The 23989-nt window shown below is 58.6% G+C and carries 21 protein-coding genes and 1 pseudogene; 9 read left to right on the top strand and 13 right to left on the bottom strand.

Annotated features, from left to right (window positions below; genetic code table 11):
* Positions 1-130 precede the first annotated feature (130 nt).
* Positions 131-1144: an AraC family transcriptional regulator gene (locus ACZ3HH_RS17805; RefSeq protein ID WP_465806357.1), complete on the top strand. Its 1014-nt coding sequence runs from the start codon at positions 131-133 to the stop codon at positions 1142-1144.
* 108 nt (positions 1145-1252) lie between these two features.
* On the opposite strand, the gene ACZ3HH_RS17800 is transcribed toward ACZ3HH_RS17805, so the two are convergent.
* Complete coding sequence (locus tag ACZ3HH_RS17800) at positions 1253-3475, bottom strand: hypothetical protein (protein WP_465806355.1); 2223 nt, start codon at positions 3473-3475, stop codon at positions 1253-1255.
* Positions 3476-3628: 153 nt separating this feature from the next.
* Here ACZ3HH_RS17800 and ACZ3HH_RS17795 point away from each other — a divergent pair.
* Positions 3629-3718 (top strand): annotated as a pseudogene (locus ACZ3HH_RS17795) (AraC family transcriptional regulator); the annotation flags it as partial.
* Between the two features lie 331 nt (positions 3719-4049).
* On the opposite strand, the gene ACZ3HH_RS17790 reads toward ACZ3HH_RS17795, so the two are convergent.
* The 4 genes from ACZ3HH_RS17790 to ACZ3HH_RS17775 all read right to left on the bottom strand — a co-directional run bounded on the left by ACZ3HH_RS17790 (position 4050) and on the right by ACZ3HH_RS17775 (position 7835).
* Positions 4050-4409 carry a DUF6124 family protein gene (locus ACZ3HH_RS17790; protein ID WP_465806353.1) on the bottom strand — a complete coding sequence of 120 codons (360 nt, stop codon included), beginning with the start codon at positions 4407-4409 and terminating at the stop codon, positions 4050-4052.
* 516 nt (positions 4410-4925) lie between these two features.
* On the bottom strand, positions 4926-6272 hold the full coding sequence (locus ACZ3HH_RS17785) for an ATP-binding protein (RefSeq protein WP_465806351.1): 1347 nt from the start codon (positions 6270-6272) through the stop codon (positions 4926-4928).
* A complete protein-coding gene (locus ACZ3HH_RS17780; RefSeq protein WP_007899104.1) occupies positions 6269-6946 on the bottom strand; it encodes a response regulator in 678 nt (225 codons plus the stop codon). The genes ACZ3HH_RS17785 and ACZ3HH_RS17780 overlap by 4 nt, the downstream gene beginning before the upstream one ends.
* A 286-nt stretch (positions 6947-7232) precedes the next feature.
* The gene (locus ACZ3HH_RS17775; RefSeq protein ID WP_465806349.1) at positions 7233-7835 is read right to left on the bottom strand and encodes a hypothetical protein; all 603 of its coding nucleotides are present in this window, start codon (positions 7833-7835) and stop codon (positions 7233-7235) included.
* Positions 7836-7979: 144 nt separating this feature from the next.
* Between ACZ3HH_RS17775 and ACZ3HH_RS17770 the strand changes: the two genes are divergently transcribed.
* Positions 7980-8771 (top strand): dienelactone hydrolase family protein, encoded by a 792-nt coding sequence (locus ACZ3HH_RS17770; RefSeq protein ID WP_465806347.1) that lies wholly within the window; start codon positions 7980-7982, stop codon positions 8769-8771.
* Positions 8772-8989: 218 nt separating this feature from the next.
* Positions 8990-9715, top strand: coding sequence for a 4'-phosphopantetheinyl transferase family protein (locus tag ACZ3HH_RS17765; RefSeq protein ID WP_465806345.1), 726 nt, complete (start codon positions 8990-8992; stop codon positions 9713-9715).
* A 140-nt stretch (positions 9716-9855) separates the two neighbouring features.
* Here the strand turns inward: ACZ3HH_RS17765 and ACZ3HH_RS17760 are convergent, their stop codons facing one another.
* Positions 9856-11466 carry an ATP-binding protein gene (locus ACZ3HH_RS17760; RefSeq protein WP_465806343.1) on the bottom strand — a complete coding sequence of 537 codons (1611 nt, stop codon included), beginning with the start codon at positions 11464-11466 and terminating at the stop codon, positions 9856-9858.
* Positions 11463-12185 carry a response regulator gene (locus ACZ3HH_RS17755; protein ID WP_465806331.1) on the bottom strand — a complete coding sequence of 241 codons (723 nt, stop codon included), beginning with the start codon at positions 12183-12185 and terminating at the stop codon, positions 11463-11465. Before ACZ3HH_RS17755 ends, ACZ3HH_RS17760 begins: the two co-directional genes overlap by 4 nt.
* A 737-nt stretch (positions 12186-12922) precedes the next feature.
* On the opposite strand from ACZ3HH_RS17755, the gene ACZ3HH_RS17750 reads away from it, so the two are divergent.
* Complete coding sequence (locus ACZ3HH_RS17750) at positions 12923-15817, top strand: ribonucleoside-diphosphate reductase subunit alpha (RefSeq protein WP_465806327.1); 2895 nt, start codon at positions 12923-12925, stop codon at positions 15815-15817.
* A gap of 314 nt (positions 15818-16131) precedes the next feature.
* On the opposite strand, the gene flgE is transcribed toward ACZ3HH_RS17750, so the two are convergent.
* From flgE to ACZ3HH_RS17720, 6 genes are all read right to left on the bottom strand, one after another.
* Entirely contained in the window at positions 16132-17445 is a 1314-nt protein-coding gene (flgE, locus tag ACZ3HH_RS17745; protein ID WP_465806325.1) for a flagellar hook protein FlgE, read from the bottom strand.
* 31 nt (positions 17446-17476) lie between these two features.
* Positions 17477-18166: a flagellar hook assembly protein FlgD gene (flgD, locus tag ACZ3HH_RS17740; protein ID WP_465806323.1), complete on the bottom strand. Its 690-nt coding sequence runs from the start codon at positions 18164-18166 to the stop codon at positions 17477-17479.
* Between the two features lie 15 nt (positions 18167-18181).
* Positions 18182-18625 (bottom strand): flagellar basal body rod protein FlgC, encoded by a 444-nt coding sequence (gene flgC / locus ACZ3HH_RS17735; protein WP_007937507.1) that lies wholly within the window; start codon positions 18623-18625, stop codon positions 18182-18184.
* A 3-nt stretch (positions 18626-18628) separates the two neighbouring features.
* Entirely contained in the window at positions 18629-19036 is a 408-nt protein-coding gene (flgB, locus tag ACZ3HH_RS17730) for a flagellar basal body rod protein FlgB (protein WP_465806320.1), read from the bottom strand.
* Positions 19037-19451: 415 nt separating this feature from the next.
* Positions 19452-20279 carry a protein-glutamate O-methyltransferase CheR gene (gene cheR / locus ACZ3HH_RS17725; RefSeq protein ID WP_367374614.1) on the bottom strand — a complete coding sequence of 276 codons (828 nt, stop codon included), beginning with the start codon at positions 20277-20279 and terminating at the stop codon, positions 19452-19454.
* A 46-nt stretch (positions 20280-20325) separates the two neighbouring features.
* Positions 20326-21258, bottom strand: coding sequence for a chemotaxis protein CheV (locus ACZ3HH_RS17720; RefSeq protein WP_095051642.1), 933 nt, complete (start codon positions 21256-21258; stop codon positions 20326-20328).
* 80 nt (positions 21259-21338) lie between these two features.
* Here ACZ3HH_RS17720 and flgA point away from each other — a divergent pair, with 80 nt between their 5' ends.
* From flgA to ACZ3HH_RS17700, 4 genes are all read left to right on the top strand, one after another.
* On the top strand, positions 21339-22100 hold the full coding sequence (gene flgA / locus ACZ3HH_RS17715) for a flagellar basal body P-ring formation chaperone FlgA (RefSeq protein ID WP_465806317.1): 762 nt from the start codon (positions 21339-21341) through the stop codon (positions 22098-22100).
* 178 nt (positions 22101-22278) lie between these two features.
* Positions 22279-22605, top strand: a complete 327-nt coding sequence (gene flgM, locus ACZ3HH_RS17710; protein ID WP_105346318.1) for a flagellar biosynthesis anti-sigma factor FlgM — start codon at positions 22279-22281, stop codon at positions 22603-22605.
* A gap of 47 nt (positions 22606-22652) precedes the next feature.
* Positions 22653-23120, top strand: coding sequence for a flagella synthesis protein FlgN (locus ACZ3HH_RS17705; RefSeq protein WP_008071798.1), 468 nt, complete (start codon positions 22653-22655; stop codon positions 23118-23120).
* 88 nt (positions 23121-23208) lie between these two features.
* Positions 23209-23955 carry a flagellar brake protein gene (locus tag ACZ3HH_RS17700; protein WP_465806314.1) on the top strand — a complete coding sequence of 249 codons (747 nt, stop codon included), beginning with the start codon at positions 23209-23211 and terminating at the stop codon, positions 23953-23955.
* The last annotated feature ends 34 nt before the right edge of the window (positions 23956-23989 follow it).

The following is a 23989-nucleotide window of genomic DNA, read 5'->3' as shown; positions in this document are numbered from 1 at the left end:
GCGGTTACGTCAAAGTGGCGGATTTCCGCCCATCAACCAAACTGCGTCCTGCAATTTGGCGGATATCCGCCTTGTTCATCATCGACCGGCACCGCTACTCTCCATTACTCAGTGGACGGACCTGCCCTCTATGCGTGAACGCACCATCGCCAGCCATTTCGCCCGTGCCGCCCTCGGTGGCGCGCATCGGCGCGGGTATGACTATTCGAGCCTGCTGCAGCAACTGGGGATCAGCCCCGAGTTGCTCGACGAACCGCGTGCGCGTATCGCGCCCGAGCAGTTCGCCCGATTGATCCAGAGGCTGTGGCTGGCCCTGGACGACGAATACCTGGGCTTCGGGCAGGCACCTAGCAAACCCGGCAGCTTCGCCATGATGTGCCACGCGGTGATCCACTGCCACACGCTGGAGAAAGCGCTCAATCGCGGCCTATTGTTTTACAGCCTGTTCCCCGGGGCACCGCGTCTGACGCTGAACCGCGAAGGCGACATGATTCGCCTGAGCCTGGACGATTCGCCGCTGTGGGACCCGGACCACTTCCTCACTGAAAGCCTGCTGGTGATCTGGCATCGATTTGGCAGCTGGCTGATTGGCCAGCGCATTCGCCTGGAGCAAGCCACGTTCAGCTATCCAAAGCCCGAGCACGGGGCCGAATACGATTTGCTGTTTTCCTGCCCACTGGGCTTTTCCACAGCAAAGAGCACCCCTATTCAGAGTAGCCTGCTGTTCCACAGTCGCTACCTGAACATGCCACTGCTGCAGGACGAACGCACCCTCAAGCACTTTCTCGAACGCTCCCCCGCCGACCTGCTCTCGCGCCCCGACGAAGGCGACAGCCTGAGCAGCCAGTTGCGCCGCTTGCTCAGCCGCGACAGTGCACATTGGCCGGACCTGGAAGCCGTGGCCGCGCACCTGCACATCAGCCCGCAAACGTTGCGTCGGCATTTGCGCGAAGAAGGCACGAGTTTTCAGGAATTGAAGGACCAGTTGCGGCGGGACATTGCGATTTATCACCTGGGGCGTGCGGATCTGTCGTTGCAACAGATTGCCGAGCAGTTGGGGTTTTCCGAACCTTCGGCGTTTCACCGGGCGTTCAAGAAGTGGACGGGGTTGACGCCGGGGGCTTATCGGGCGCAGGAGCATTGATTCAAGGCTTGAGATCCAGCCCTCTCCCAAGGGGAGAGGGCTGGATCTCAAGCCAGGCGTATCTGTCAGGCACGACACTTACCCACTCGCATCGCGCAACATCAACGTTTAACCGACCGTTATATTGTCCAGGAACATATCGTTGGCATTACGGACTTCAAATGACGCTATTTTTTGGCCAACGGGCGCCGTAAAAATAACGTACGCGTATTGATAATTTCCGGTGTAGGGAAGTGGCCGATGACCAATGATCTGGTTGTTTGCTCCGTAGTAGGTGACGGCCCCTGCTTCCTCTTGCTGGTGCGAGTCGATCATAAACTTCACAGAGGATCCGCCTCTCGGAAACGTAAAACGCACAGCCCCTAACATGCCCAGCGTTACCCTTCCCAGCAAAGCGGTGTGCGGTGGAACAGGAGGGTTGGTTAAATAAACAGTACCGCCCAATGACTGGAGAACAATTGCGCTGGGAAGTCCATGCGCAACACCTGGCGTGAAATACACCGGAGAAGAGTTTTCAAAGCTTTCAACCGCCCTGAAAAAAGCCTGACTGACCGTGTACTCAGGCTCTTTAAAAACCACTGGGGTCACCGAATCACTACCGAATATCACCTCAACCCTGAGCGTGATTTTTTTGTTGTCCGATAAACCGTTTAACCAACTGCGAGATATAGCTCTGGTCAAACCACTCTCCGCTTCCGCAGCCGAGACAGAATGGCGCTGAAGCAAGATCAGTGACTGACTTCCTACGCTGGAAAGCGTTACCGAGATCAATTGTTGCGCTTGGATGAGTGGCCATTTAGCAATTGAAAAGGTGGCATCGCCGGCAAAATTGTTGAGGTCAACGACGGAAGTGCCATTCGCCTGCACAATGTGAGGAACTGTTAATCGAGGATCCCCATCCGCAATCCGATTCACGTTCAACACCAACGGCCCCGATCGGGCAATCTCCTTGCCCCCTCGAATCAGCGCCCAGCGAAACGTCAGTTGCGCCCCGTGCCGTGCCGCAAGAAAGGCCTGGCTGAGGACGGTGTTCGTCCGCTTGTTCGCATTGAACGCCACTGCTGGAAATGGTGTGGCACCGGCGGGTGGATTGATTTCGATCAATTGAGCCTGGTCCCCCGCAAGCGCATCCAGGAACTCGGTGCGCACGGTGACGCCGGTCGGATAGAGCCACAGATCGATCGGGCTGACAGCCGGTGCAACCAGTGTCGCCGGGTTTAATTTGATAACGCCTACGCCAATCACCTGCGCCGTGGCAGGTAAAGAAGTTGCGATGACTGCACCGCCTCGGACCTGTTCATACACCACCTTCACGGTGCTGTTGGGGATGATCTTATTATTGGGAACACTCCACACAAACTGACTCGGCACTTGCGTTATTGGCGATGTTTCTTCGTGAGTCGCAACGACACCGCCATTCAACTCGGCGGTAAACACCAGCTTGATTGAGTCACCCACCTTCCAGATCGTTTCGACGAGGTGGATCAGCGCCGACAGCGGATTACCGTTCAACTTGGCGAGGTCCACCGTGTTGGGGTCGTCATTGTTCTCGGTCGGGATTTCTCGAAGGATTGCCGCCGAGAGATTGACACGGCCAAGGTGAACATCGACCTCCTTGGTAGACGATCGGCTGAAATTGCCCAACTGGTCAAAAACGACGAAATCAAGCAGCAGATTCGGGTTGTCACCCACCTGCTGGAACGTGTCGGTGAAGAGTGTTTTGGTCACCGGCGTCGAAGCGTCGGTGATCTCCCACTCAACCGACTCATCGCCTAACTGAAAGCGAATACGGTCATAGGCTCGCGGGTTGGAATAGGTGAACCCGAACTCCACACCTTGCACCGCCCGCTCGGCGCTGACCCCGTCTTTGATAACGTCGGGCGGGATCACCAGGTCCAGGCCTTCCGGCGCAGGCTCACCAGGAGAACGCAGGTGATACAGCACATTTAAATCCCGAGAAGGTTCGGCGCTTCCACCGGGGCGGGTGACTTTGTAATGCAGTCTATTGACCCCATGACGCAGGCGCCCATGAGGCACGTACAGCCGCAGGCGCAGTTGCTCTTCTCCCGGAGCGACAGTCTTCCCCGTCACGGGGGTGGGATCGTCGTTGAGGTACAAATCAACGCGATCATCCGCCGCCAGCGCACCGGTGTGGACCTCGGTCCACGGATCAACCAGACACTCAAGGCCATTGGGCTGGCCATCGTAAAGGGACTTGGGAATACCGCCGTGAGCTAAATCGGCAGGTTTCACCGGTGACACCCAGCCTTGGATGATGATGGGGTACAGCACAAACAGCTCGTTCAACGCGGCAGACTGGATATCCATCATGTTCTCCTGGGGAGGTGACAAATCCTGAGTCCTCTCGGGACGAAGGCACATCACACACCAGGCAGGGGAAACTGGCTACTGTCAGAACTTACAGGTCGACGTGCTTTCCGGATGGACGGTCAGCCTTTACTGTCGATAGATCATTGCGAGTAGCTGAGGTTTTCCGAACCTTCGGCGTTTCACCGGGCGTTCAAGAAATGGACGGGGTTGACGCCGGGGGCTTATCGGGCGCAGGAGAACTGATATTTGCGTTGAATTGACTGGCCCCATCGCGGGCAAGCCCGCTCCCACAGGGGGCGGTGTTGTTCACAAATTTTGTGTCAGAAGTCGAAACCTGTGGGAGCGGGCTTGCCCGCGATGAGGCCCGAAAGAACACAGCAAAACTTGCAGCTAACCAAGCTGTTGTGGCGAGGGAGCTTGCTCCCGCTGGGTTGCGAAGCGGCCCCAAACCCGGCAATCACGTTTTCTTCAGACACACTGCATGCACCGGTTTTACGACTGCTGCGCAGCCGAGCGGGAGCAAGCTCCCTCGCCACAACAAGCTCCATTGCCATAGATCTTTTGATTTTCCTGGCTAGCCTTGTGGATCGAGGTTATCCAGCACCCGATTCACCGCCAGCTCACCGAGCATGACCACCGATTGAATCCCCAACATCATGTTGCGATGTGGCATGTCCATCAATCCGGCGAACTCATTGAGCATCATGCTCGCGGACGCCAGGGATTCGCAGGCGTTGACCAGCAGGGTTTCGTTATCGACCTCGGCGCCGACGTGGTAAATGGTGCTGGGTTTGCGCTTGGTGTCTTTGGGGATGGGCGGCTTGAGGTAGTGATCGAGGGCGCGGTCGGCGGCTTCGTTGAGTTTTTTGGAATCGAGGGATTCGTAGGGGGAAACGTCGTCGGTTTCCGGTGGGTTAGGTGTGATTTTGAACATGGTGAAGCTCCTTATACCTGATGGAGCCACCAGAACCTGTCGCTAAACAAGTAAGGGTGGCGGCTGTACGCAGGTTAGCGAACCGAGAGGTATAAGACCCGGCAGACCCGAGGGTCTCCCGCGCACAGCCGCCATATCGAAACTGCAGACGTTCGCCTGCAGCAAGACTGAAGTGTTGCGCTTATACCTGGTCGGGTCGCTAAACCCGATCGCTGATTGGCAGCGATGCGGAAACGATAAAGATCAGGGCCAAGGCGCACAAGCCGGCGGATTCTGGCGTAGTCGTAGGCAGCGGCGCAAGGATGTGTAGCCTGGGAGAGTATCTGGAAGTGTCGTTTAAACAGTGCTTGTTTAGCGGTCTGACACCGAGCCTTGTGGTGGCTGTACCGGCCTCATCGCGGGCAAGCCCGCTCCCACAGGTTTCGAGTCTGAACACAAAATTTGTGAACGACATAGCCCACTGTGGGAGCGGGCTTGCCCGCGATGAGGCCCAAAAGAACACCCTCAAACCCAGGATCAAACCACCGGAAAATGAATCCGGAACGCCGCCCCGCCCATCGGCGAATCCCCCAGTGTCAGCTTGGCGCTGTAGCTTTCAATAATGTCCTTGACCACTGCCAACCCGATCCCCTGCCCCGGGTGCTGACGATCCAGCCGCTCGCCACGCTGCAGAATCCGCGCACGTTGATCCGGTGGTACGCCCGGCCCGTCATCTTCAACGCTCAACTCAATCCCGCTGAGGGTTTCACGCACGCTGATGCGCACTTCGCCGAGGCACAGGCGATAGGCGTTTTCCAGCAGGTTGCCCATCATTTCCAGCAGCGCACCTTGCTCGATCGGCACGTAACACTGCTGCGGCAGATCAAAAGTGACGCGCACGGGCTTGTCGCGATAGACCTTGCCCAGCGTGTCGCAGAGGCTTTGCAGCACCGGTCGCAGGCGCACCTGATGGCGCACCAGGCCACTTTTGCGCAGGCTGGCGCGTTGCAGTTGATAGCCGATCTGCTGGCTCATGCGTTCGATCTGGGTTTGCAGCACCCAGGCCTGATCGCGCTCTTGCGGCTTTTGCGCCATGTCTTCACTGACCCCTTGCAACACTGTCAGCGGGGTTTTCAGGCTGTGGGCCAGGTCGTCGAGGGAATCGCGATAACGGCTGCGCTGTTCACGTTCGCTGTGCAACAAACGGTTGAGCGAGCCGGTCAGGCGCAGCAGTTCACGCGGGTGTTGTTCGCTGAGGCTTTCGCGGGTGCCGCTTTCGATCTGGTCCAGCTCCTGGCTCAGCCGACGCAACGCCTGCAAGCCCCAGGTCAGGCCGATCCACAGCAAGGCGAGCAACACCAGCAAGGCTGCGCCGAAGCCCAGATAAAGGTTTTCCCGCAGGCCTTCTAGCGTGACTTCGTATTCGCGCACCGGTTGCAGGGCGACGATGCTGAACGCCGCACTTTGGCCGCCCAGCAGTTTGACTTCGACGTCATAGACGAAGAACTCTTCACCATTGGCTTCGCTGATCCGCGCGAACTCGTTACCGCGTCCATCGTAGCGTGGCTTGTAGTTAATCTTCTCTTCCTGGGTGGCCTTCGAGCGCCAGACCAGATGACCTTCGCGGTCATAGATATAGCCGAGCAATCGGCTGTCGGCGAGGTTGAAGCGTTCATCGGGCAATTGCGCCGGCATCTGCAAGCGGTTGTTATCCACCCGGGCGGCGGAGATCAGCGTGGTGACGTCCGACGCCAGGCGTTGTTCGATGGAATCCTGCAACGCCAGGCTGAACGCGCCCTGCATCGCAGGCAGCAACGCCAGCATGAACAACACCGCCAGGATCGTGGCGGCGAGCATCAAGCGGACACGAAGGGAACGAATCAAGTGCAGCGCTCGTTGAACAGGTAGCCGAGGCCACGCACGGTATCGATCGGTTTGAAGCCGGCCGGGCCTTCGAGTTTGCGGCGCAAGCGGCCGACCAATACCTCGATCACATTCGGATCGCGCTCGCCGTCATCCGGGTAGAGCTGCTCCATCAAGCGGTCCTTGGCCACCACTTGCTGGTGATGCCGCATCAGGTATTCGAGGATCCGGTATTCGTAGGCGGTCAGCGCCAGCGGTTGCTCGTCGAGGGACGCCTGCTTGCGATTGAGGTCCAGCAGCAAGGGGCCGGCGACGATGGTCGACTGGGTGAAACCGCTGGAGCGTCGCAGCAAGGCATTCAGGCGGGCGTCCAGCTCTTCGAACTGGAACGGCTTGACCACGTAGTCGTCGGCACCGGCGGCGAGGCCTTCGACCTTGTCCTGCCAGTTGCCGCGTGCGGTGAGGATCAGGATCGGGAAGGTCTTGCCCCGGGAGCGCAATTGACGAATCAGGTCCAGTCCGCCCATGCCCGGCAGACCGAGATCGATCACCGCCAGGTCATGGTTGAACTGCTCGGCCTGATACAACGCCTCTTCCGCGTTGGCCACGGACTCGACCACGTGGCCGCTATCCGTCAGGCGGGTTTGCAGGTGATGGCGCAACAGCGCTTCATCTTCGACGACCAGCAATTTCATAACGCTCTCCTGGGCAAATCAACATCTCCAAAGGCGCAACACATACAAAGGCATGCGCACCTCGATGGCTAACATGGCGACGCCGGATCAACCGCTTGGGGTGATCCGGCGCGTGCACTAATGCCAGTCAATTAAGCCTTAATCCCTGTGGGAGCGGGCTTGCCCGCGATAGCGATCGGTCTGACACATCAATGGTGAATGTGCTGCCGTCATCGCGGGCAACCCCGCTCCCACAGGGATTGCGTTTAACAGACTGGCCTCGGGGCATACCCTCGCGAAACGCTTTTTAGAAAGCGTAGTTGGCGGACAGGTAAGTCTGGGCGCTGCTGGTCAAGTCCAGCGAACCCTGTTTGCTGCCACCGCGCTCGCTCATCTCGGTGCTGGCGTTGCTGCGCAGGTAACGGTAACCCAGCTCGACCGAGGTGTTTTGCGAAACTTGCTGCAATACACCGACCTGGCCACCAATGGCGTAACCGATGTCGCTGTCGCGGCTGAAGCCTGGCGAATCCTGGGTCAGTTTGGTCAAACCGGCCGTGCCACCGCCGAACAATTTGGTGCTGCCACCCACCGGGTAGAACAGATCGTAGCTGCCCAGCAGGTTTTCCTGACGCAGTTTAATGCCATTGTGCGAGCCCGACACGTTGTCGTAAGTGGCGTAGTAGCGGCCCTTGCTGTCTTGCTGGCCCAGACGCACGCCCCAGGTGTTGTCCTTGCCGATCACACCGTCGGCGTTCGGGTGGTTGAGGTTGTCGTTCAGGGCGCTGGATTTTTTAACCTTGTCGCTGGTCTGGCCAAAGGTCAGGCCGGCGAAATTGGTGGTATCGGCGTGGGCCGCAATACTGGCGCCCATCATGGTGAAAGCCAGAAACAGTTTTTTAAAAGTAGTCATTGGGGAGTTTCCTCATGCGCTATGTGCTTTTTGGGTACGGGGCAAGGTTACGCACCCCTCCCTGTACTGCCCCTGAACGCACTCTGAACCTGAGCTGAATCACATCGACTACGCTGTTCTGACGACTCTTAAGGAGATTTGATCATGCGTGTGTTCCTCGCCCTCGTGTTACTGGCTCTGAGCGGGGCCAGCCAGGCCGCCATCCAGACCCAGGAAATTCCCTACCAGAGTGCCGATGGCACCAAGCTGATCGGCTATTACGCCTACGACGACGCCATCAAAGGCCCGCGCCCGGGCGTAGTGGTGGTGCATGAGTGGTGGGGCCTCAACGACTACGCCAAGCGCCGCGCCCGCGATCTGGCCGGTCTGGGTTACAGCGCGCTGGCGATCGACATGTTTGGCGACGGCAAGAACACCGAACACGCCAAGGACGCCATGGCCTTCATGCAAGCAGCATTGAAGGACAGCGCAGCAGCCAGCGCGCGGTTTCAGGCCGGGCTCGATTTGCTGAAGAAACAGCCGCAAACCGACCCGGACAAACTGGCGGCCATCGGTTATTGCTTCGGCGGCAAGGTGGTGCTGGATGCAGCGCGTCAAGGCGTGCCGCTGGCAGGCGTGGTGAGTTTCCATGGTGCGCTGGTGACCAATACGCCGGCGACGCCTGGCAGCGTGAAAACGAAAATCCTGGTGGAGCATGGTGCTCTGGACAGCATGGTCACGGCGGAAAACGTGATGGCATTCAAAGCAGAAATGGACAAGGCCAAAGCCGACTACAAGTTTGTCAGCCTCGAAGGCGCCAAGCATGGGTTCAGCAATCCCGAGGCGGATCGTCTGAGCCATGGCGACCACGGCGGGCCAGACATTGGTTACAGCAAGACCGCGGATGAGAAGTCTTGGGCGGACATGCAGGCGTTTTTCAAGAAGATTTTTGGCTGACACACCAACAGCATTGAGCCGGGCATTGCTCCCTGTGGCGAGGGAGCTTGCTCCCGCTGGGCTGCGAAGCGGCCCCAAAACCTGCAACCGCATTTCGTCAGGTTCAATGCGGCTGCCTTACTTTACGACTGCTTCGCAGCCGAACGGGAGCAAGCTCCCTCGCCACAAAAGCCCTCAGCTACTACCCAGCCTCAAGGCAACCCGGCAAAATGCCCGTCATGAATCCCGTCCCCGCCCTACCCGTCTGCTGCACCCCGCTCGACGCCCATTGGCCGCTGCCGTTTGTGCTGCCCGATACGGTCTTGTTGGGTACCCACTTCGATACCAGGCAACTGGCCAGCGATGATTTCCAGCGCAGCGCCATTGAGCCGCCTGCGAGCATCCAGCGTTCGGTGGCCAAGCGCCAAGCCGAGTTTCTCGCCGGGCGGGTCTGCGCTCGGGCAGCGTTGCAACAACTGGAAGGGCTGAGTTTCATCCCGGCCATCGGCGAAGACCGCGCACCGGTGTGGCCATCGCATATCACCGGCTCGATCACCCACAGCCCCGGCCGGGCCGCGGCGATTGTCGCGAACAAGGCGCACTGGCGCGGTCTGGGGATGGACCTGGAAAACCTGCTCGATGCGGAGCGCGCCGAACGCCTGGCCGGGGAAATTCTCACCGGGCCTGAGTTGCAGCGCATGGCTGGCGGCGCTCGTGATCAATTGGCACTGTGGGTGACGCTGACGTTTTCGGTGAAAGAAAGCCTGTTCAAGGCACTCTACCCGATCGTCCAGAAGCGCTTCTATTTCGAACACGCCGAAGTGCTGGAGTGGAGCGCGGGTGGTGAAGTGCGGTTGCGGTTGTTGACTGACCTGTCCAGTGAATGGCGTAGCGGCATTGAGCTGGATGCGCAGTTTGCAGTGATGGATGGGCAGTTGTTGAGTCTGGTCAGTATCAAGGCTTGAAGGCTTTCAGTGTTTGGGATGGCCTCATCGCGGGCAAGCCCGCTCCCACAGTTTCAGTGGTGTTCACAGATTTTGTGTACGACACGGACCCTGTGGGAGCGGGCTTGCCCGCGATAGGGCCCTAAAGGACACCAACAATCTCAACGCCGCTCCTGATTCCTCGGCCAGCTCAGACTGAAACACGCCCCGCCCAAACTCTTGCTCTTGCTGATCAACGCTCGCCCGTCGTGCCAATGGATGATCCGCCGCACAATCGATAACCCCAACCCATGCCCGCCCGAGGCGCGGGTGCGGCTGTCATCGAGTCGCAGAAACGGGGTGAAGATTTTCTCCCACGCGGTTTCCGGCACGCCCGGTCCGTCATCCTCGACATCCACCCGACAACGCTGCTGCCCCACCTGATAACTGACGGTCACCCGCGAATGGGCGTGGCGCATGGCGTTGCTCACCAGGTTCTGCAACGCCCGGTGCAAGTAACGCGGCTCGGCCTCGACCCAGGCGTCGTCGCAATCGGCGGCCGACAGGCACAAGCCACGCTGTACGGTGACCTCGGCGCGCAGTGGCGCCAGTTCTTCGATCACCTGATTGACCAACGCATCCAGATCGATCCGCTGAAAATTCAACGCCGGCGAACCTTGCTCCAGCCGCGCATAGGTGAGCATCTCGTCGACTAGCCGATCGAGGTCCTCGATGTCGTGGTCCATCCCTTCGCGGTATTTTTCCAGCGCCTCAGGCGTGGTGGCCGAGCCGATCATCTCCAGGCCAAAACGCAAACGCGCCACTGGGGTGCGCAGTTCATGGGACACGGCACGCACCAGTTCTCGCTGAATCGCCAACAATTGCTGCAAGTGCTCGGCCATGCCGTTGAACGCCGAGGCCAGGCGCCCCACCGAGTCCGCGCCGCGTGCCGGTACACGGGTTTCCAGGCTGCCCTTGGCGATGCGCGTGGCGGCCGCTTCCAGCCCGCGCAAACGGCGCTCCAGCTGACGCACCAACAGATAGACAATCAAACCGATCAGGCTCAGGCCGAGAGCCGCGATCAGCACCAGCCACTCAGGCGGGTAAGGATTCATCTGATACAGCGGACCGATTTCCAGCACCCACGGCGTACCGACCATGCCGGCAAACACCCGGATCGAATCACCGCCCTTGCCCAACGCCATTACCGTGTCGCCTTCGGATACGCGGCGGCTCTGGTCTTCGTCCATGTCGGCCTGATCGATCGTGACCAACTGCAGATCGAAGCCGAACCCCTTCTCTTCCTTTAACTGCGCCAGACGTTTGGGCTGCTCGGCCACCGGGTAGCGCACCAGTTCGTCGGCCAGCAGATAAATGGTCGCTCGCGCCAGTTGCTCGCTGATCTGCTGGACTTCCCCCGTGAGCACCAGTTGTTCCTTGTCGCTGACCAGGCGATAAACCTTCGCCGCGTGCGGGCCGGTCTGCTCCACCAGGGCTTGGCCGCGCAGCACGCGGGTACGCTGGGTCAGGTCGAGGCCGGTCTGGGGGAATGTCTTCAGCGCCAACGGAATGCCGAGCAAGCGCTCCCACACCAGCAAGGCCCGATGGCGCTCGGTTTCGTTCATCGGTTGCAGGTTGTCGGCCATCAGCGAGAACGTGCCGTGGGCCAGGCGCTCGCGGTATTGCTCGCTGCGCACCTGATTGAGCAAGTGCAAGGCCAGCACGCCGAGCACGGCCACCAGAATCAGCGCCGCGCACATGCCGCCATAAATGCGCAGGAAGATCGAGTTCACAGCGACAAGTCTGCGCAGGCTTCGGGAACGAACAGATAACCTTTACTGCGGATGGTTTTGATCAGTCGCGGATGCTCCGGGTCATCGCCGATCTTCGGCCGGATGCGCGAGATGCGCACGTCGATGGAGCGGTCCTGGCCGTCATAACCGATACCGCGCAGCGCGGTGAAAATTTCTTCGCGAGACAGAATGCGCCCGGCGTTGGCTACCAGCAGCCAGAGCAAATCGAACTCGGCGCTGGTCAACTCGATGCCTTTGTCATGCAGCCAGGCCTCGCGCAACGCGTTGTCCACCACCAATGGGCCGAACTGCAGGCGCCGTTGTTTCTCCGGAGCGGTTTCAGGGGTTTCACTGCGCCGCAACAAGGCCTGGATGCGCGCCAGCAGCAGGCGTGGACGAACCGGTTTGCAGACGTAGTCGTCGGCGCCGAGGTCGAGGCCGAGGATTTGATCGGTGTCGTCGGTGCGCGCGGTGAGCATCAGGATCGGGCCGTCATACTTGTCGCGAACCTTGCGGCAAATGCTCAGGCCATCTTCGCCGGGGAGCATCAGGTCGAGGATCACCAGGTCCGGTTTTTCCTTGATGATGCGTGCCGCGGCAAGGGCGCCGCTGCCCTCGATCGAGACGCGCAGGCCATTGGCTTCGAGATAGTCGCGGGTCAGTTCGGCCAGACGCTGGTCGTCCTCGACAATCAATACCTGCCAGACTTCTTGCTCCACGGTGACCTCTGCTTGCCAACATCACTTTATAGGGAAGGATCCGCCCGTCTTTTTGTAATGATTGGGGAGGATAAGAATGCATCTGCATTGGCCGATTGTATAAACGGCGCACGTCTGGAACACAAGCGCGTAAATGCGTTCGGACACAGCGGTTTTTTGTGATAGGGTTCGCGCCCTTAAAAATCCGAATGACTGTTTTCAATCGCTGAAAATCCGTGAAAAACAGTCCGCTCCAGCTAGGTCGCGGCCTACACGCTCGTTCCACCTTTCACACACAATTTACGCACAGGTTTATCCACAGGCAGTACGTTGCAACACCCTCAAAAACGCATTATCTTGTACCTCTGCGCTAAAAAAACCCTACATGTAGGGTTTTAGCTTAAAAGCCCAACCACATTTCAGACCAGAAACTCAAGCGCTTTATTGCCTGTTGATGGTTGAACCAAGCGTGATTTTACAAGCCCAAACCGCATGCGCGGATGGCACCGTTTTTTTCAGGCCAGAACAGCCAAAACGGTACGGGTGTTGCAGTCAAAACTGGCACCCCTGAAAGGAATCCGGCTTCGAGCCCAGGCTCGCGGCCAAAGACTTCGGCAAGGAAGCGGCATCATTAGCCTTTTTCCTACTGTCCCGAAGTTGTTATGCCCGACGCCACGTCGGTTGTAGTGCTTCAGGACAGAACGGTGGGTACCGTGACGGTGCCCAAACAAACATAGAGAATGTGGAGACAACCCCCCATGCAAACCGACACAACTCGCGAGAACCCGCAGGGCACCTTGCCGCAGGCCGCCGATTCGAATTCGGATCTGTCCGCCACCGCGCCTGGCCAGCTGCGCGTGATCAAGCGTAACGGGACTGTCGTTCCTTACACCGATGACAAAATCACCGTCGCCATCACCAAAGCGTTTCTTGCAGTTGAAGGCGGCACCGCTGCCGCTTCGTCGCGCATCCACGACACCGTTGCCCGCCTGACCGAACAGGTCACCGCGACCTTCAAGCGTCGCATGCCATCGGGCGGCACCATCCACATCGAAGAAATCCAGGACCAGGTCGAACTGGCCCTGATGCGTGCCGGCGAGCAGAAAGTGGCCCGCGACTACGTGATCTACCGTGACGGTCGTTCCAAAGAACGCGCTGCCCACGCACCGGCCGAAGAAGCCGTTAACGCTCACCCGTCGATCCGCATCACTCGCGCCGATGGCAGCCTTGCACCTCTGGACATGGGCCGTCTGAACACCATCGTTACCGAAGCGTGCGAAGGCCTTGCAGAAGTCGACGGCGACCTGATCCAGCGCGAAACCCTGAAAAACCTGTACGACGGCGTGGCCCTGACCGACGTCAACACCGCTCTGGTGATGACCGCCCGTACGCTGGTCGAGCGTGAGCCGAACTATTCGTTCGTGACTGCTCGCCTGCTGATGGACACCCTGCGTGCCGAAGGCCTGAACTTCCTGGGCGTCGCCGAGAGCGCGACCCACCACGAAATGGTCGATCTGTACGCCAAGGCGCTTCCAGCCTATATCGCGAAGGGTATCGAATTCGAATTGCTGAACCCGGTTCTGGCGACTTTCGACCTGGAAAAACTCGGCAAGGCAATCAACCACGAGCGCGATCAGCAGTTCACGTACCTGGGCCTGCAAACCCTGTACGACCGTTACTTCATCCACAAGGACGGTATCCGCTTCGAACTGCCGCAGATTTTCTTCATGCGCGTGGCCATGGGCCTGGCAATCGAAGAGAAGAACAAAGAAGACCGTGCGATCGAGTTCTACAACCTGTTGTCGTCCTTCGACTACATGTCCTCGACCCCGACCCTGTTCAACGCCGGTACCCTGCGTCCACAGCTGTCGAGCTGCTACCTGACCACCGTGCCGGATGACCTGTCGGGCATTTACCATGCGATCCACGACAACGCCATGCTGTCCAAATTCGCTGGCGGCCTGGGCAACGACTGGACCCCGGTTCGTGCACTCGGTTCGTACATCAAGGGCACCAACGGCAAATCCCAGGGCGTTGTTCCGTTCCTGAAAGTCGTGAACGACACCGCCGTCGCCGTTAACCAGGGTGGCAAGCGCAAAGGCGCTGTGTGTGCCTACCTGGAAACCTGGCACATGGACATCGAAGAGTTCATCGAACTGCGTAAGAACACCGGTGATGATCGCCGTCGTACCCACGACATGAACACCGCCAACTGGATCCCTGACCTGTTCATGAAGCGCGTCTTCGATGACGGCAAGTGGACCCTGTTCTCGCCGTCCGAAGTGCCGGACCTGCACGACCTGACCGGCAAGGCTTTCGAAGAGCGTTACGAGTACTACGAAGCCCTGTCCGAGTACCCGGGCAAGATCAAGCTGTTCAAGACCATCCAGGCCAAAGACCTGTGGCGCAAAATGCTGTCCATGCTGTTTGAAACCGGCCACCCATGGCTGACCTTCAAAGACCCGTGCAACCTGCGCAGCCCGCAGCAGCACGTGGGCGTGGTTCACAGCTCGAACCTGTGCACCGAGATCACCTTGAACACCAACAAGGACGAGATCGCCGTTTGCAACCTGGGCTCGATCAACCTGCCGAACCACATCACCAACGGCAAGCTGGACACCGCCAAGCTGGAACGCACCGTGAACACCGCCGTTCGCATGCTCGATAACGTTATCGACATCAACTACTACTCGGTGCCACAAGCGAAGAACTCCAACTTCAAGCACCGTCCGGTCGGTCTGGGCATCATGGGCTTCCAGGACGCTTTGTACCTGCAGCACATTCCTTACGGTTCCGACGCTGCCGTCGAGTTCGCCGACAAGTCGATGGAAGCGGTCAGCTACTACGCGATCCAGGCTTCCTGCGACCTGGCCGACGAGCGCGGCGCTTACGAGACGTTCCAGGGTTCGCTGTGGTCCAAAGGCATCCTGCCGCTGGATTCGCAACAGATCCTGATCGAGCAACGTGGCCAGAAGTACATCGACGTTGACCTGAACGAATCCCTGGACTGGGCACCGGTTCGTGCCCGCGTTCAGAAAGGCATTCGTAACTCCAACATCATGGCCATCGCACCGACCGCGACCATTGCCAACATTACTGGCGTGTCGCAGTCGATCGAACCGACTTATCAGAACCTCTATGTGAAATCGAACCTGTCGGGCGAATTCACCGTGATCAACCCGTACCTGGTTCGCGATCTGAAAGCTCGCGGCCTGTGGGACTCGGTCATGATCAACGACCTGAAGTACTACGACGGTTCGGTACAGCAGATCGAGCGTATCCCGCAAGAACTCAAAGAGCTCTACGCGACTGCGTTCGAAGTGGACACCAAGTGGATCGTTGACGCGGCCAGCCGTCGTCAGAAGTGGATCGACCAGGCTCAATCGCTGAACCTGTACATCGCTGGCGCTTCGGGCAAGAAGCTGGACGTGACCTACCGCATGGCTTGGTACCGTGGTCTGAAAACCACTTACTACCTCCGTGCCCTGGCCGCGACCAGCACTGAGAAGTCGACCATCAACACCGGTAAGCTGAACGCTGTTTCCAGCGGCGGCAACCACGGTGAAGATTCGGTTCTGGCGGCTCCTGCCGGTCCTGCTCCAGTGCCGAAGGCTTGCGCCATCGACGAGCCGGATTGCGAAGCTTGCCAATAAGCTGAGCCGGTGAGCGCTGAAAGGCGCTTACCTCGACAACCCCCGATCAGTCCTCTGGATTGGTCGGGGGTTTTCTTTTGCCTTGAGGAACGTGGTGGCCGGTCTGACGCCATCGCGGGCAAGCCACGCTCCCACAGGATTTTGTGTGTTCATGGTTTCCACTAACGACACAAAACCCTGTGGGAGCGGGCTTGCCCCGGGCGGCGTTCCGACGAAGGGGTCAGCACAGACAACCAAAACCTTATGCACTGACAAAATTCCCGGCCATAAAAAACCCCTCTTGCGAGGGGTTTTTTATGCAGCGATACCCAGCATCAGGTCATCTGAATGATGGTCTGCATGATGGTGCTCTGGGTGGAGATGGTCTTGGCGTTTGCCTGGTAGTTGCTCTGCGCCTTGATCAGATCAACCAGTTCGTTGGTCAGGTTGACGTTGGACTCTTCCAGGGAGTTGGACACGACCGAACCCAGGGTACCGGTCTTCGGCGCATCGACGCCGGCCACGCCGGACGCAAAGGTTTCTTTCCAGCGGGTACCGCCCACTGGCTGCAAGCCTTGCTCGTTGGCGAAGCTGGCGACCGCTACCTGGCCGATGGCCTTGGTTTGCTGGTTGCTGAAGTTGGCGGTCATGACGCCGCTGGCGTCGATGGTCAGGCTGGAGATCTGGCCGGTGGCGTAGCCGTCCTGGAATTGGGCGGTACGAGCGGTTGGCGAGTTGTAAGAGGTGGTCAACGCCATGTTGAACGCAATACCACCCGTGGCCGCGACGGAACCGTTCGGGCCCCAGGTCACAGGAGTCGTTGCGGCGTTGGTCACGGCACCAGGCACCCAACCGGTCATGGTCAACGTGTTGCCAGTCTGGGTCCAGCCAGCACCCGCCGTCAGCGTATTGATGCTGCCGTTGGAGTTGAATGTGATGTCGGCGGTGATCGCCACTGGAGGCGTGGTTGCAGGGTTGGCCGGGGAACGACCGTCCATGTAAGTGTGAACACGCCAAGCGTTGGTACCCGTTTTCACGTAGTACTGATCCATGGTGTGCTCGTTACCCTGGCTATCGTAGACCTTGGTAGAAATGGTCTTGTTATAGCTGTTGGTATCGGTAGGACTGAACGGCGTCACCGTCGGTGTTGTTTCAGCCGAGTTCAGGTTCATCGTCTGATCAACCTTGGTCGTCGGGTTCGGTTTCAGACTCGAAGTATCAATCTTCAAATCGGTCAACACACCGTTGATGATCTTGCCATTGGAGTCGACGCCATAACCCTGCAGACGGTTGCCGTTGTTATCAACCACATAGTTTTCAGCATCGGTCTTGAACGCACCGGCACGGGTGTAGCTCAGGGAACCGTTGTCGCTGAGGATGAAGAAGCCGTTGCCCTGGATGCCCATGTCGAGCACGTTGCCGGTGTTGTTCACGTCGCCCTGGCTGAACTGCTGGGAAACGTTGGCCAGACGCACGCCATTACCAATGGTCTTGCTGCCGGTACCCAGGCGAGTGGCTGAGTACACGTCTTCGAATTCTGCACGGGACGATTTGAAACCGGTGGTCGCGACGTTGGCGATGTTGTTGCCGGTCACGTCCAGTTGCTTGTTGGCTGCATAGAGACCGCTAAGGCCGATATTGAAAGACATATTCCACTCCTTTGTGCCGTGCTAGTCGGCTCTATATACCAATGGTTTGAACTTTGGACAGGGCAACGCTGCCCATGCCTGCCAGGTTCAGCATCAACTCACCGCCGGTCTGGCTGATGGTCACGCTGTTGACCGTTGCCGGCAGGTAAGTAATCAGTGAGGTGTTCGTGCCGTCGATGGTGGTCGTCGCGCCAAAGGTGTAAGTACCCGCCGGTGCCACCACACCCGCATCGTCCTTGCCGTCCCAGATGAAACTGGCGTTGCCGGCGCTTTGGCTGCCCAGGTCGAGGGTGCGGATGGTCGTGCCTGCAGAGTTGGTGATCTTGACGGTGGCCGCGGAAACCGATGTCGGTACCACGACGGTACCGTTGAGGCTCTTGGAGGTGTCAACCACCGTTTTGTCGGTCTGCGCGACGACCGAACGCCCCACCAGCGAAGAAGCCTGCAAGGCTTGCGACGAGTTGTAGTTGCCCGCAATACCGCTGACAGTGTCGTTCAGCGTGGTGATACCTTCCAGGCTACTGAACTGCGCCAGCTGGGCCACGAACGCGCTGTTGTCCTGAGGATCGAGCGGGTTCTGGTTTTTCAGCTGAGTCACCAGCAATTGCAGGAACGCATCCTTGCCCAGCGCCTGGCCGCCGGTAGCGGCCGAGGTCAGGCTGTCTTTGGTGGTAGGGGTCTGGACCGAAGAGCTGGCCAGAACATCGCTGATAACGCTCATATGAATCGCCCCTTATCACTGACCGAGGGTCAGGACCTTCTGCATCATGGTTTTGGCGGTGTTCATCATTTCGGCGTTGGTCTGGAACGAACGGCTCGCGGAAATCATGTCGGCCATTTCTTCGACGACGTTGACGTTCGGGTAGTAGACGTAGCCCTTGGCATCGGCGGCCGGATGGTTCGGCTCGTAGCGCGCTTCAAGGTTGCTCTGGTCTTCGACCACGCCCAGCACTTGCACGCCTTGACCGGCCGCGTCCTGGTTCTGGAACAGCGAATCGCTGCCGCCGCTCTGGCCACCCTGGAACATGGTGGCGAACACCGGGTGACGGGCACGGTAGGTCTGGTCGATGCTCGACGAGACGGTCTCGGCGTTGGCGATGTTCGAGGCCACGGTGTTCAGGCGCGTGGTTTGCGCACTCATGCCGCTACCGGCAATGTTGAAAACACTGGATAGGGACATGGATTACTCTCCGCGCAGGGCTGACACGAGCCCTTTGAATTTACTGTTGAGCAGGGTGAAGCTGGCCTGGAAGTTGACCGCGTTTTCCGCGTAGTTCGACTGTTCCAGCTGGGCGTCCACGGTGTTCTGGTCAATCGACGGTTGCATCGGCGTGCGATACATCAGCGACTCATCGCCGCTGCCCATGCCTTCAGCTTCGATATGACGGCTGTTGGTCATGTTCAAGGCGAACTTGCCGTTTTTGGTTTTCTCGTTCTGCTCGGCGAGCACTTTCGAGAAGTCCAGATCCCGAGCCTTGTAGTTCGGGGTATCGGCGTTGGCGATGTTGTTGGCCAGGACTTCGGCACGCTGAGCGCGGAAGCCCAAGGCTTGTTCGTGGATACCGAGCGCTTTATCGAAGCTGATGCTCATGTCGGGAAACCTTCGGGTGACCTGATTTTTCGTACGATGGATATAGCAAGCGGCGTGCCAATTCAAAAAAGCCCGTAAACCGGGGCTTTGCGCGCGGTGGCAAGGCGGCAATGCCAGAAAAGCGGCAACCGATTTCCGCCGCCTGCCGCTTTTCTGCCGCTTATCACCAATCGCCAGAACAACAACTGACCCTGTGGGAACGGACTGTGGCGAGGGGGCTTGCCCCCGTTTGAGTGCGTAGCACTCACAGGATTTTTGCTACATCAGAGATTTTAGGTCTGCTTCGCAGCCCAACGGGGGCAAGCCCCCTCGCCACAGTTCGCTCCCACAGCGGGATGACGGTGGACTTGCGAAATCATCAGGCACAAAAAAACGGGAGCCCCTGAGGACTCCCGTTTTTTGATGAAGCAACGAATCACTTCGCCTTGTAAATGATCCCCGGGCTGCACTGGACCATTTGATAATGATCCGGCAAACCGTTCAGCGCTTCGGACGCGCCAAGGAACAGATAGCCGCCGGGCTTGAGCGTGCTGTGGATGCGCAACAGGATGTCTTTCTTCACCTCGGCGGAGAAGTAAATCAGCACGTTGCGGCAAAACACGATGTCGAACTTGCCCAGGCTCGCGTAGCTGTCGAGCAGGTTGAACGAGCGAAATTCCACGCGACTCTTGATCGGTGCCTTGATGGCCCAGCGTCCCGGCCCTTTCGGGTCGAAGTAACGCTGAAGGCGCTCGGGCGACAGACCGCGACCGATGGCCAGGCTGTCGTATTCACCGGTCTTGCAGTTGGTCAGCATGGTGCCGGACAGGTCCGTGGCAACGATCTGCACGCCCATCTTCAGCTGGCCCATGTTGACCCGCTCGAACTCATCGATGGACATCGACAGCGAATACGGTTCCTGACCCGACGAACACGCCGCCGACCAGATCCGCAGGCGCTGTCCGGGGCTTGCCTTGATCGACTCAGGCAATACCTTGTTCTTCAAGACTTCAAACGGATAGGTGTCACGAAACCACAGGGTTTCGTTGGTGGTCATGGCATCCACCACTAGCTCGCGCAAACCGCTGCGCGGTTGGGTCTGGATGCGCTGAACCAATTCACCCAGCGATTTGATGCCCTGCTGTTCCATCAGTTTGTTGAGACGGCTCGAGACCAGGTATTGCTTGTTTTCACCGAGCAAAATGCCACAGGCTTTTTCCAGGAAGACCCGGAACTGTTCGAAATCCAAATTACCCGTAGACAATGATGCGGCCTCTTAAATCGTGTTGACCGCCAGGGGCAAAGCGCCCCTAGCTGATATCTGCTGCTTTGATCCGGTCGACCACCCGGGATGCCAAGTCATCAGGACGGAACTTGGCCAGGAAGTCATCGGCACCGACTTTCTTGACCATCGCCTGATTGAACACACCCGACAACGAAGTGTGCAGGATGATATGAAGCTTTTGCATGCGCGGGTCGGCGCGGATCTCGGCCGTCAGGGTGTACCCGTCCATCTCCGGCATCTCGATGTCGGAGATCATCATCAGGAACTCGTCTTCCGGCTTCTTGCCCTCATCGACCAGCTTGCGCAGGTAATCCAGCGCTTGCCGACCGTCGTTCAACGCCACCACTTCGACGCCGATCGTTTGCAGACAACGCGTGACTTGCTTGCGCGCCACCGATGAGTCATCGACCGTCAGCACGCGCAAGGACAACGCCTTGTGCTGAGTCTCGACATCCACCACGCCCACCGAAATCGCTTCCGGTGTCGGCGCCACTTCCGCCAGCACCTTCTCGACGTCGATGATTTCGACTAACTGGTTGTCGACCCGAGTCACAGCCGTCAGGTAGTGGTCGCGCCCGGTGCCCTTGGGTGGCGGATGAATCTCTTCCCAGTTCATGTTGACGATGCGCTCCACCGAGCGCACCAGGAAACCCTGGGTCTTGGTGTTGTACTCCGTGATGATCACGAAGGGATTGCTTTGATCTTTCAGCGCTCCGGAACCGGTCGCCATCGCCAGATCCAGAATCGGAATGGTCGCCCCCCGAATATTTGCCACACCGCACACGACAGGACTGGACTTGGGCATCAGGGTCAGCTTGGGGCATTGCAGCACCTCACGAACCTTGAATACGTTGATCCCATACAGCTGCTGGCCGTCGAGACGGAACAACAACAGCTCAAGGCGATTCTGCCCTACCAGTTGCGTGCGCTGGTTCACCGAATCCATTACACCAGCCATGCCAGACTCCTACACCAACGCTAAGTGTGTTGCGACGCACATTCATCACTAAACGGCACGGCGCTTGCTTTTTAACTCTTATGAACACAGAACCGACATTTTTTCGACGCCTGACATCAACCTGCCGCAGATTGCGCGGCGTGTTGTCGGCCGTTTGCCTGTTCAACGCTGGCAGCCCTGCCCTTGCTGACGCGGTTACCTTGCCTGACATGCTTATCGGCGTCACTCAGGGCTTTCTTGAATTCACCGTAGAAGACTATCTGGCCACGAGTCAAACACAAGGGCGCTACGAGATCGAGGTCAACCAGCTCGATCCACGCCTGCGCATGCCCATGTGCGACAAGGAATTGACAGCCACCCTCGAGAGCCCCGCCAGGCCTCTGGGCCGGGTCACGGTCAAGGTTCGCTGCGAGGGCGCATCCCCCTGGACAGTCTTCGTACCCGCTCAAGTACGGCTGTTTCGCGACATCGTGACCACCACCCGCCCCCTCAAGCGCACAGGGATTATCGAGCCTCAGGACGTGACCCTGCGCGAACGTGATATCAGCCTGATAAATCAGGGTTTTCTGACCTCCGTGGATCAGGCGATCGGACAGAAACTTACCCGACCAATGGTCGCCGATCAGGTCATTACCCTGGTGCACCTCGAACAGGCGGAAGTCATTCGCAAGGGCGATCAGGTGGTGATTACCGCCCGCAGTGGTACGCTCAGTGTACGCATGCCGGGTGAAGCGCTATCCGATGGCGGCATGAGCGAACAGATTCGCGTGAAAAACCTTAACTCCCAGCGGGTCATCAAGGCGCAAGTCACCGCGCCCGGCCAGGTGGAAGTTTCTATGTGAGCGGCCATGTAGGGATCTCTGTTCGTGAAAATATGGCGCCGAGCCTGGCTGTTCCCTAAACTGTGCCGCATGCGGAAGACACGCTGGCGCATGCAAGCTCATTGATAAATGGGCCTAAAGTTTTCCGGGGAAGAGCCGAAAACATGGCAAGCGTCCAAATACCCAGAGGTTTTTTGTCATGGTCATCGATTTCAGTCGTTTAAACAGCTCCTCGTCACTTACGGGCAGTACACGTACCAGCGCAGCGAAGGAAACCGCCGAAGCCGGCCAATCCGCGCCGCTGAATACCCCGGCCGAACAGGCCAGTACCACCAAAAGCGGGGAATCGGTACACCTCAGCAATGAGGCTCAACAGTTGCAGAAGGTCACTGACAAGCTGCGCGATCAGCCTGCAGTCGACAAAGCCCGCGTGGCCGAGTTGAAAGCAGCGATTGCCGATGGCAGCTATAAAGTCGACAGCAACCGTGTAGCCAGCAAACTGCTCAACTTCGAAGCCCAGCGCTAGGCCACGGCCCGCGCCGGCTTTTGGACGCTTAAAACCCAAGGCCAGCCATGCACGACACTAATTTACTGCAACTGATCATCGACGACTTTGCCCCGGCGCAACACCTGCTGGAGCTGCTGCAAACCGAGTCCCTCGCGCTGCACGGTCGCGACATGCCACTGCTCGAAGAGATTCTGGCGCAGAAACAGGCATTGATCATTTTGCTTGAGCAGCATGGCCGCAAACGCAGTGAAATCCTCGCCAGCCTCAACCTGCCAACCAATCGCCAGGGCCTGGAGCAACTTGCCAGCCATTCGAGCATTGGTGACCAGTTGCTGGCACAGAGCGACGTACTGACCGACCTCCTGGCCCAGTGTCAGGCCGCCAATGTCAACAATGGCCAGTCGATTCTGGTGCAGCAGGCCGCCACGGCCAACCAGCTGAAAATCCTCACCGGCGGCGAGCCGCCAGCGCTCTACGATGCCCGCGGTTCAACCTCCAAACTCGCAAAACCACGCCCGCTCAGTCAGGCTTGAGCCTTTCAATGAGCACGCCCTATCAAGACGCGAAACATGCTGGCAGAATGCTGGCTAGTAGTCATATTTGTCTGGAGATTGATACCCCGTGTCCAATGCCTTAAGCGCGGAAGATGCTCCGCAGCCACCCAAGGTGCTCACCACGCCCCTGGAAATCTCCGGCAATCTGCGTCAGCTGCAAGACAGCCATGACCCGCTGATCATCACGTTCCATGAGCGCAGCCAGCGCTTCCAGAGTTATCTGGTGGACATCGACCGTGACAGCAACATGATCGCCCTGGACGAAATGATCCCGCGCGACGGCGAACGCTATCTGCTGGCTGGCGAACCGTTCAAGGTCGAAGGCTTTCACGACGGTGTACGCATCGCCTGGGAAAGCAATGGCCCGCTGACCATCGACGAATCCGGCGATGGCCGCTGCTACCGTGGCGCGCTGCCCGATGAGGTGGTTTACCACCAGCGCCGCAATGCTTTTCGCGCTGCGTTGAAGCTGGCACAACTGGTCAATGTCGAACTGGGGGGCGACAAACTCAAGTCGCCCATCAACGGCAAACTGCTGGACATCTCCGCCACCGGCTGCAAGTTGCGCTTCGAGGGCGACATCACCGCCAAGCTACAACTGGGTCAAGTCTATGACCGCTTCGTTGCCGCCCTGCCCTTCGGCAGCATGACGGCACCGGTCGAGCTGCGTTACCTGCACTTCGAAGAAAAGATCAACACCACTTTTGCCGGTGTGCGTTTTCACAACATGAGCGGCCTGGTGCAGCGGCAGGTCGAGCGGTTCGTCTATCAGCTTCAGCGCGAAGCGCGGCGCTTCGATAAAGACGACTTCTGATACGCCACTCCCATAAAAAAACGGGCAGCCCCTT

This window comes from Pseudomonas sp. PME37.24/025, from assembly GCF_055556615.1.
This window is presented reverse-complemented; position numbering and strand designations above follow the sequence as displayed.

Coding starts and splice junctions, on each gene's coding strand:
- ACZ3HH_RS17805 (WP_465806357.1), top strand. CDS start 131: ATGCGTGAACGCACCATCGCCAGCCATTTCGCCCGTGCCGCCCTCGGT.
- ACZ3HH_RS17800 (WP_465806355.1), bottom strand. CDS start 3,475: ATGATGGATATCCAGTCTGCCGCGTTGAACGAGCTGTTTGTGCTGTAC.
- ACZ3HH_RS17790 (WP_465806353.1), bottom strand. CDS start 4,409: ATGTTCAAAATCACACCTAACCCACCGGAAACCGACGACGTTTCCCCC.
- ACZ3HH_RS17780 (WP_007899104.1), bottom strand. CDS start 6,946: ATGAAATTGCTGGTCGTCGAAGATGAAGCGCTGTTGCGCCATCACCTG.
- ACZ3HH_RS17775 (WP_465806349.1), bottom strand. CDS start 7,835: ATGACTACTTTTAAAAAACTGTTTCTGGCTTTCACCATGATGGGCGCC.
- ACZ3HH_RS17770 (WP_465806347.1), top strand. CDS start 7,980: ATGCGTGTGTTCCTCGCCCTCGTGTTACTGGCTCTGAGCGGGGCCAGC.
- ACZ3HH_RS17765 (WP_465806345.1), top strand. CDS start 8,990: ATGAATCCCGTCCCCGCCCTACCCGTCTGCTGCACCCCGCTCGACGCC.
- ACZ3HH_RS17750 (WP_465806327.1), top strand. CDS start 12,923: ATGCAAACCGACACAACTCGCGAGAACCCGCAGGGCACCTTGCCGCAG.
- flgE (WP_465806325.1), bottom strand. CDS start 17,445: ATGTCTTTCAATATCGGCCTTAGCGGTCTCTATGCAGCCAACAAGCAA.
- flgD (WP_465806323.1), bottom strand. CDS start 18,166: ATGAGCGTTATCAGCGATGTTCTGGCCAGCTCTTCGGTCCAGACCCCT.
- flgC (WP_007937507.1), bottom strand. CDS start 18,625: ATGTCCCTATCCAGTGTTTTCAACATTGCCGGTAGCGGCATGAGTGCG.
- flgB (WP_465806320.1), bottom strand. CDS start 19,036: ATGAGCATCAGCTTCGATAAAGCGCTCGGTATCCACGAACAAGCCTTG.
- ACZ3HH_RS17720 (WP_095051642.1), bottom strand. CDS start 21,258: ATGGCTGGTGTAATGGATTCGGTGAACCAGCGCACGCAACTGGTAGGG.
- flgA (WP_465806317.1), top strand. CDS start 21,339: ATGAACACAGAACCGACATTTTTTCGACGCCTGACATCAACCTGCCGC.
- flgM (WP_105346318.1), top strand. CDS start 22,279: ATGGTCATCGATTTCAGTCGTTTAAACAGCTCCTCGTCACTTACGGGC.
- ACZ3HH_RS17705 (WP_008071798.1), top strand. CDS start 22,653: ATGCACGACACTAATTTACTGCAACTGATCATCGACGACTTTGCCCCG.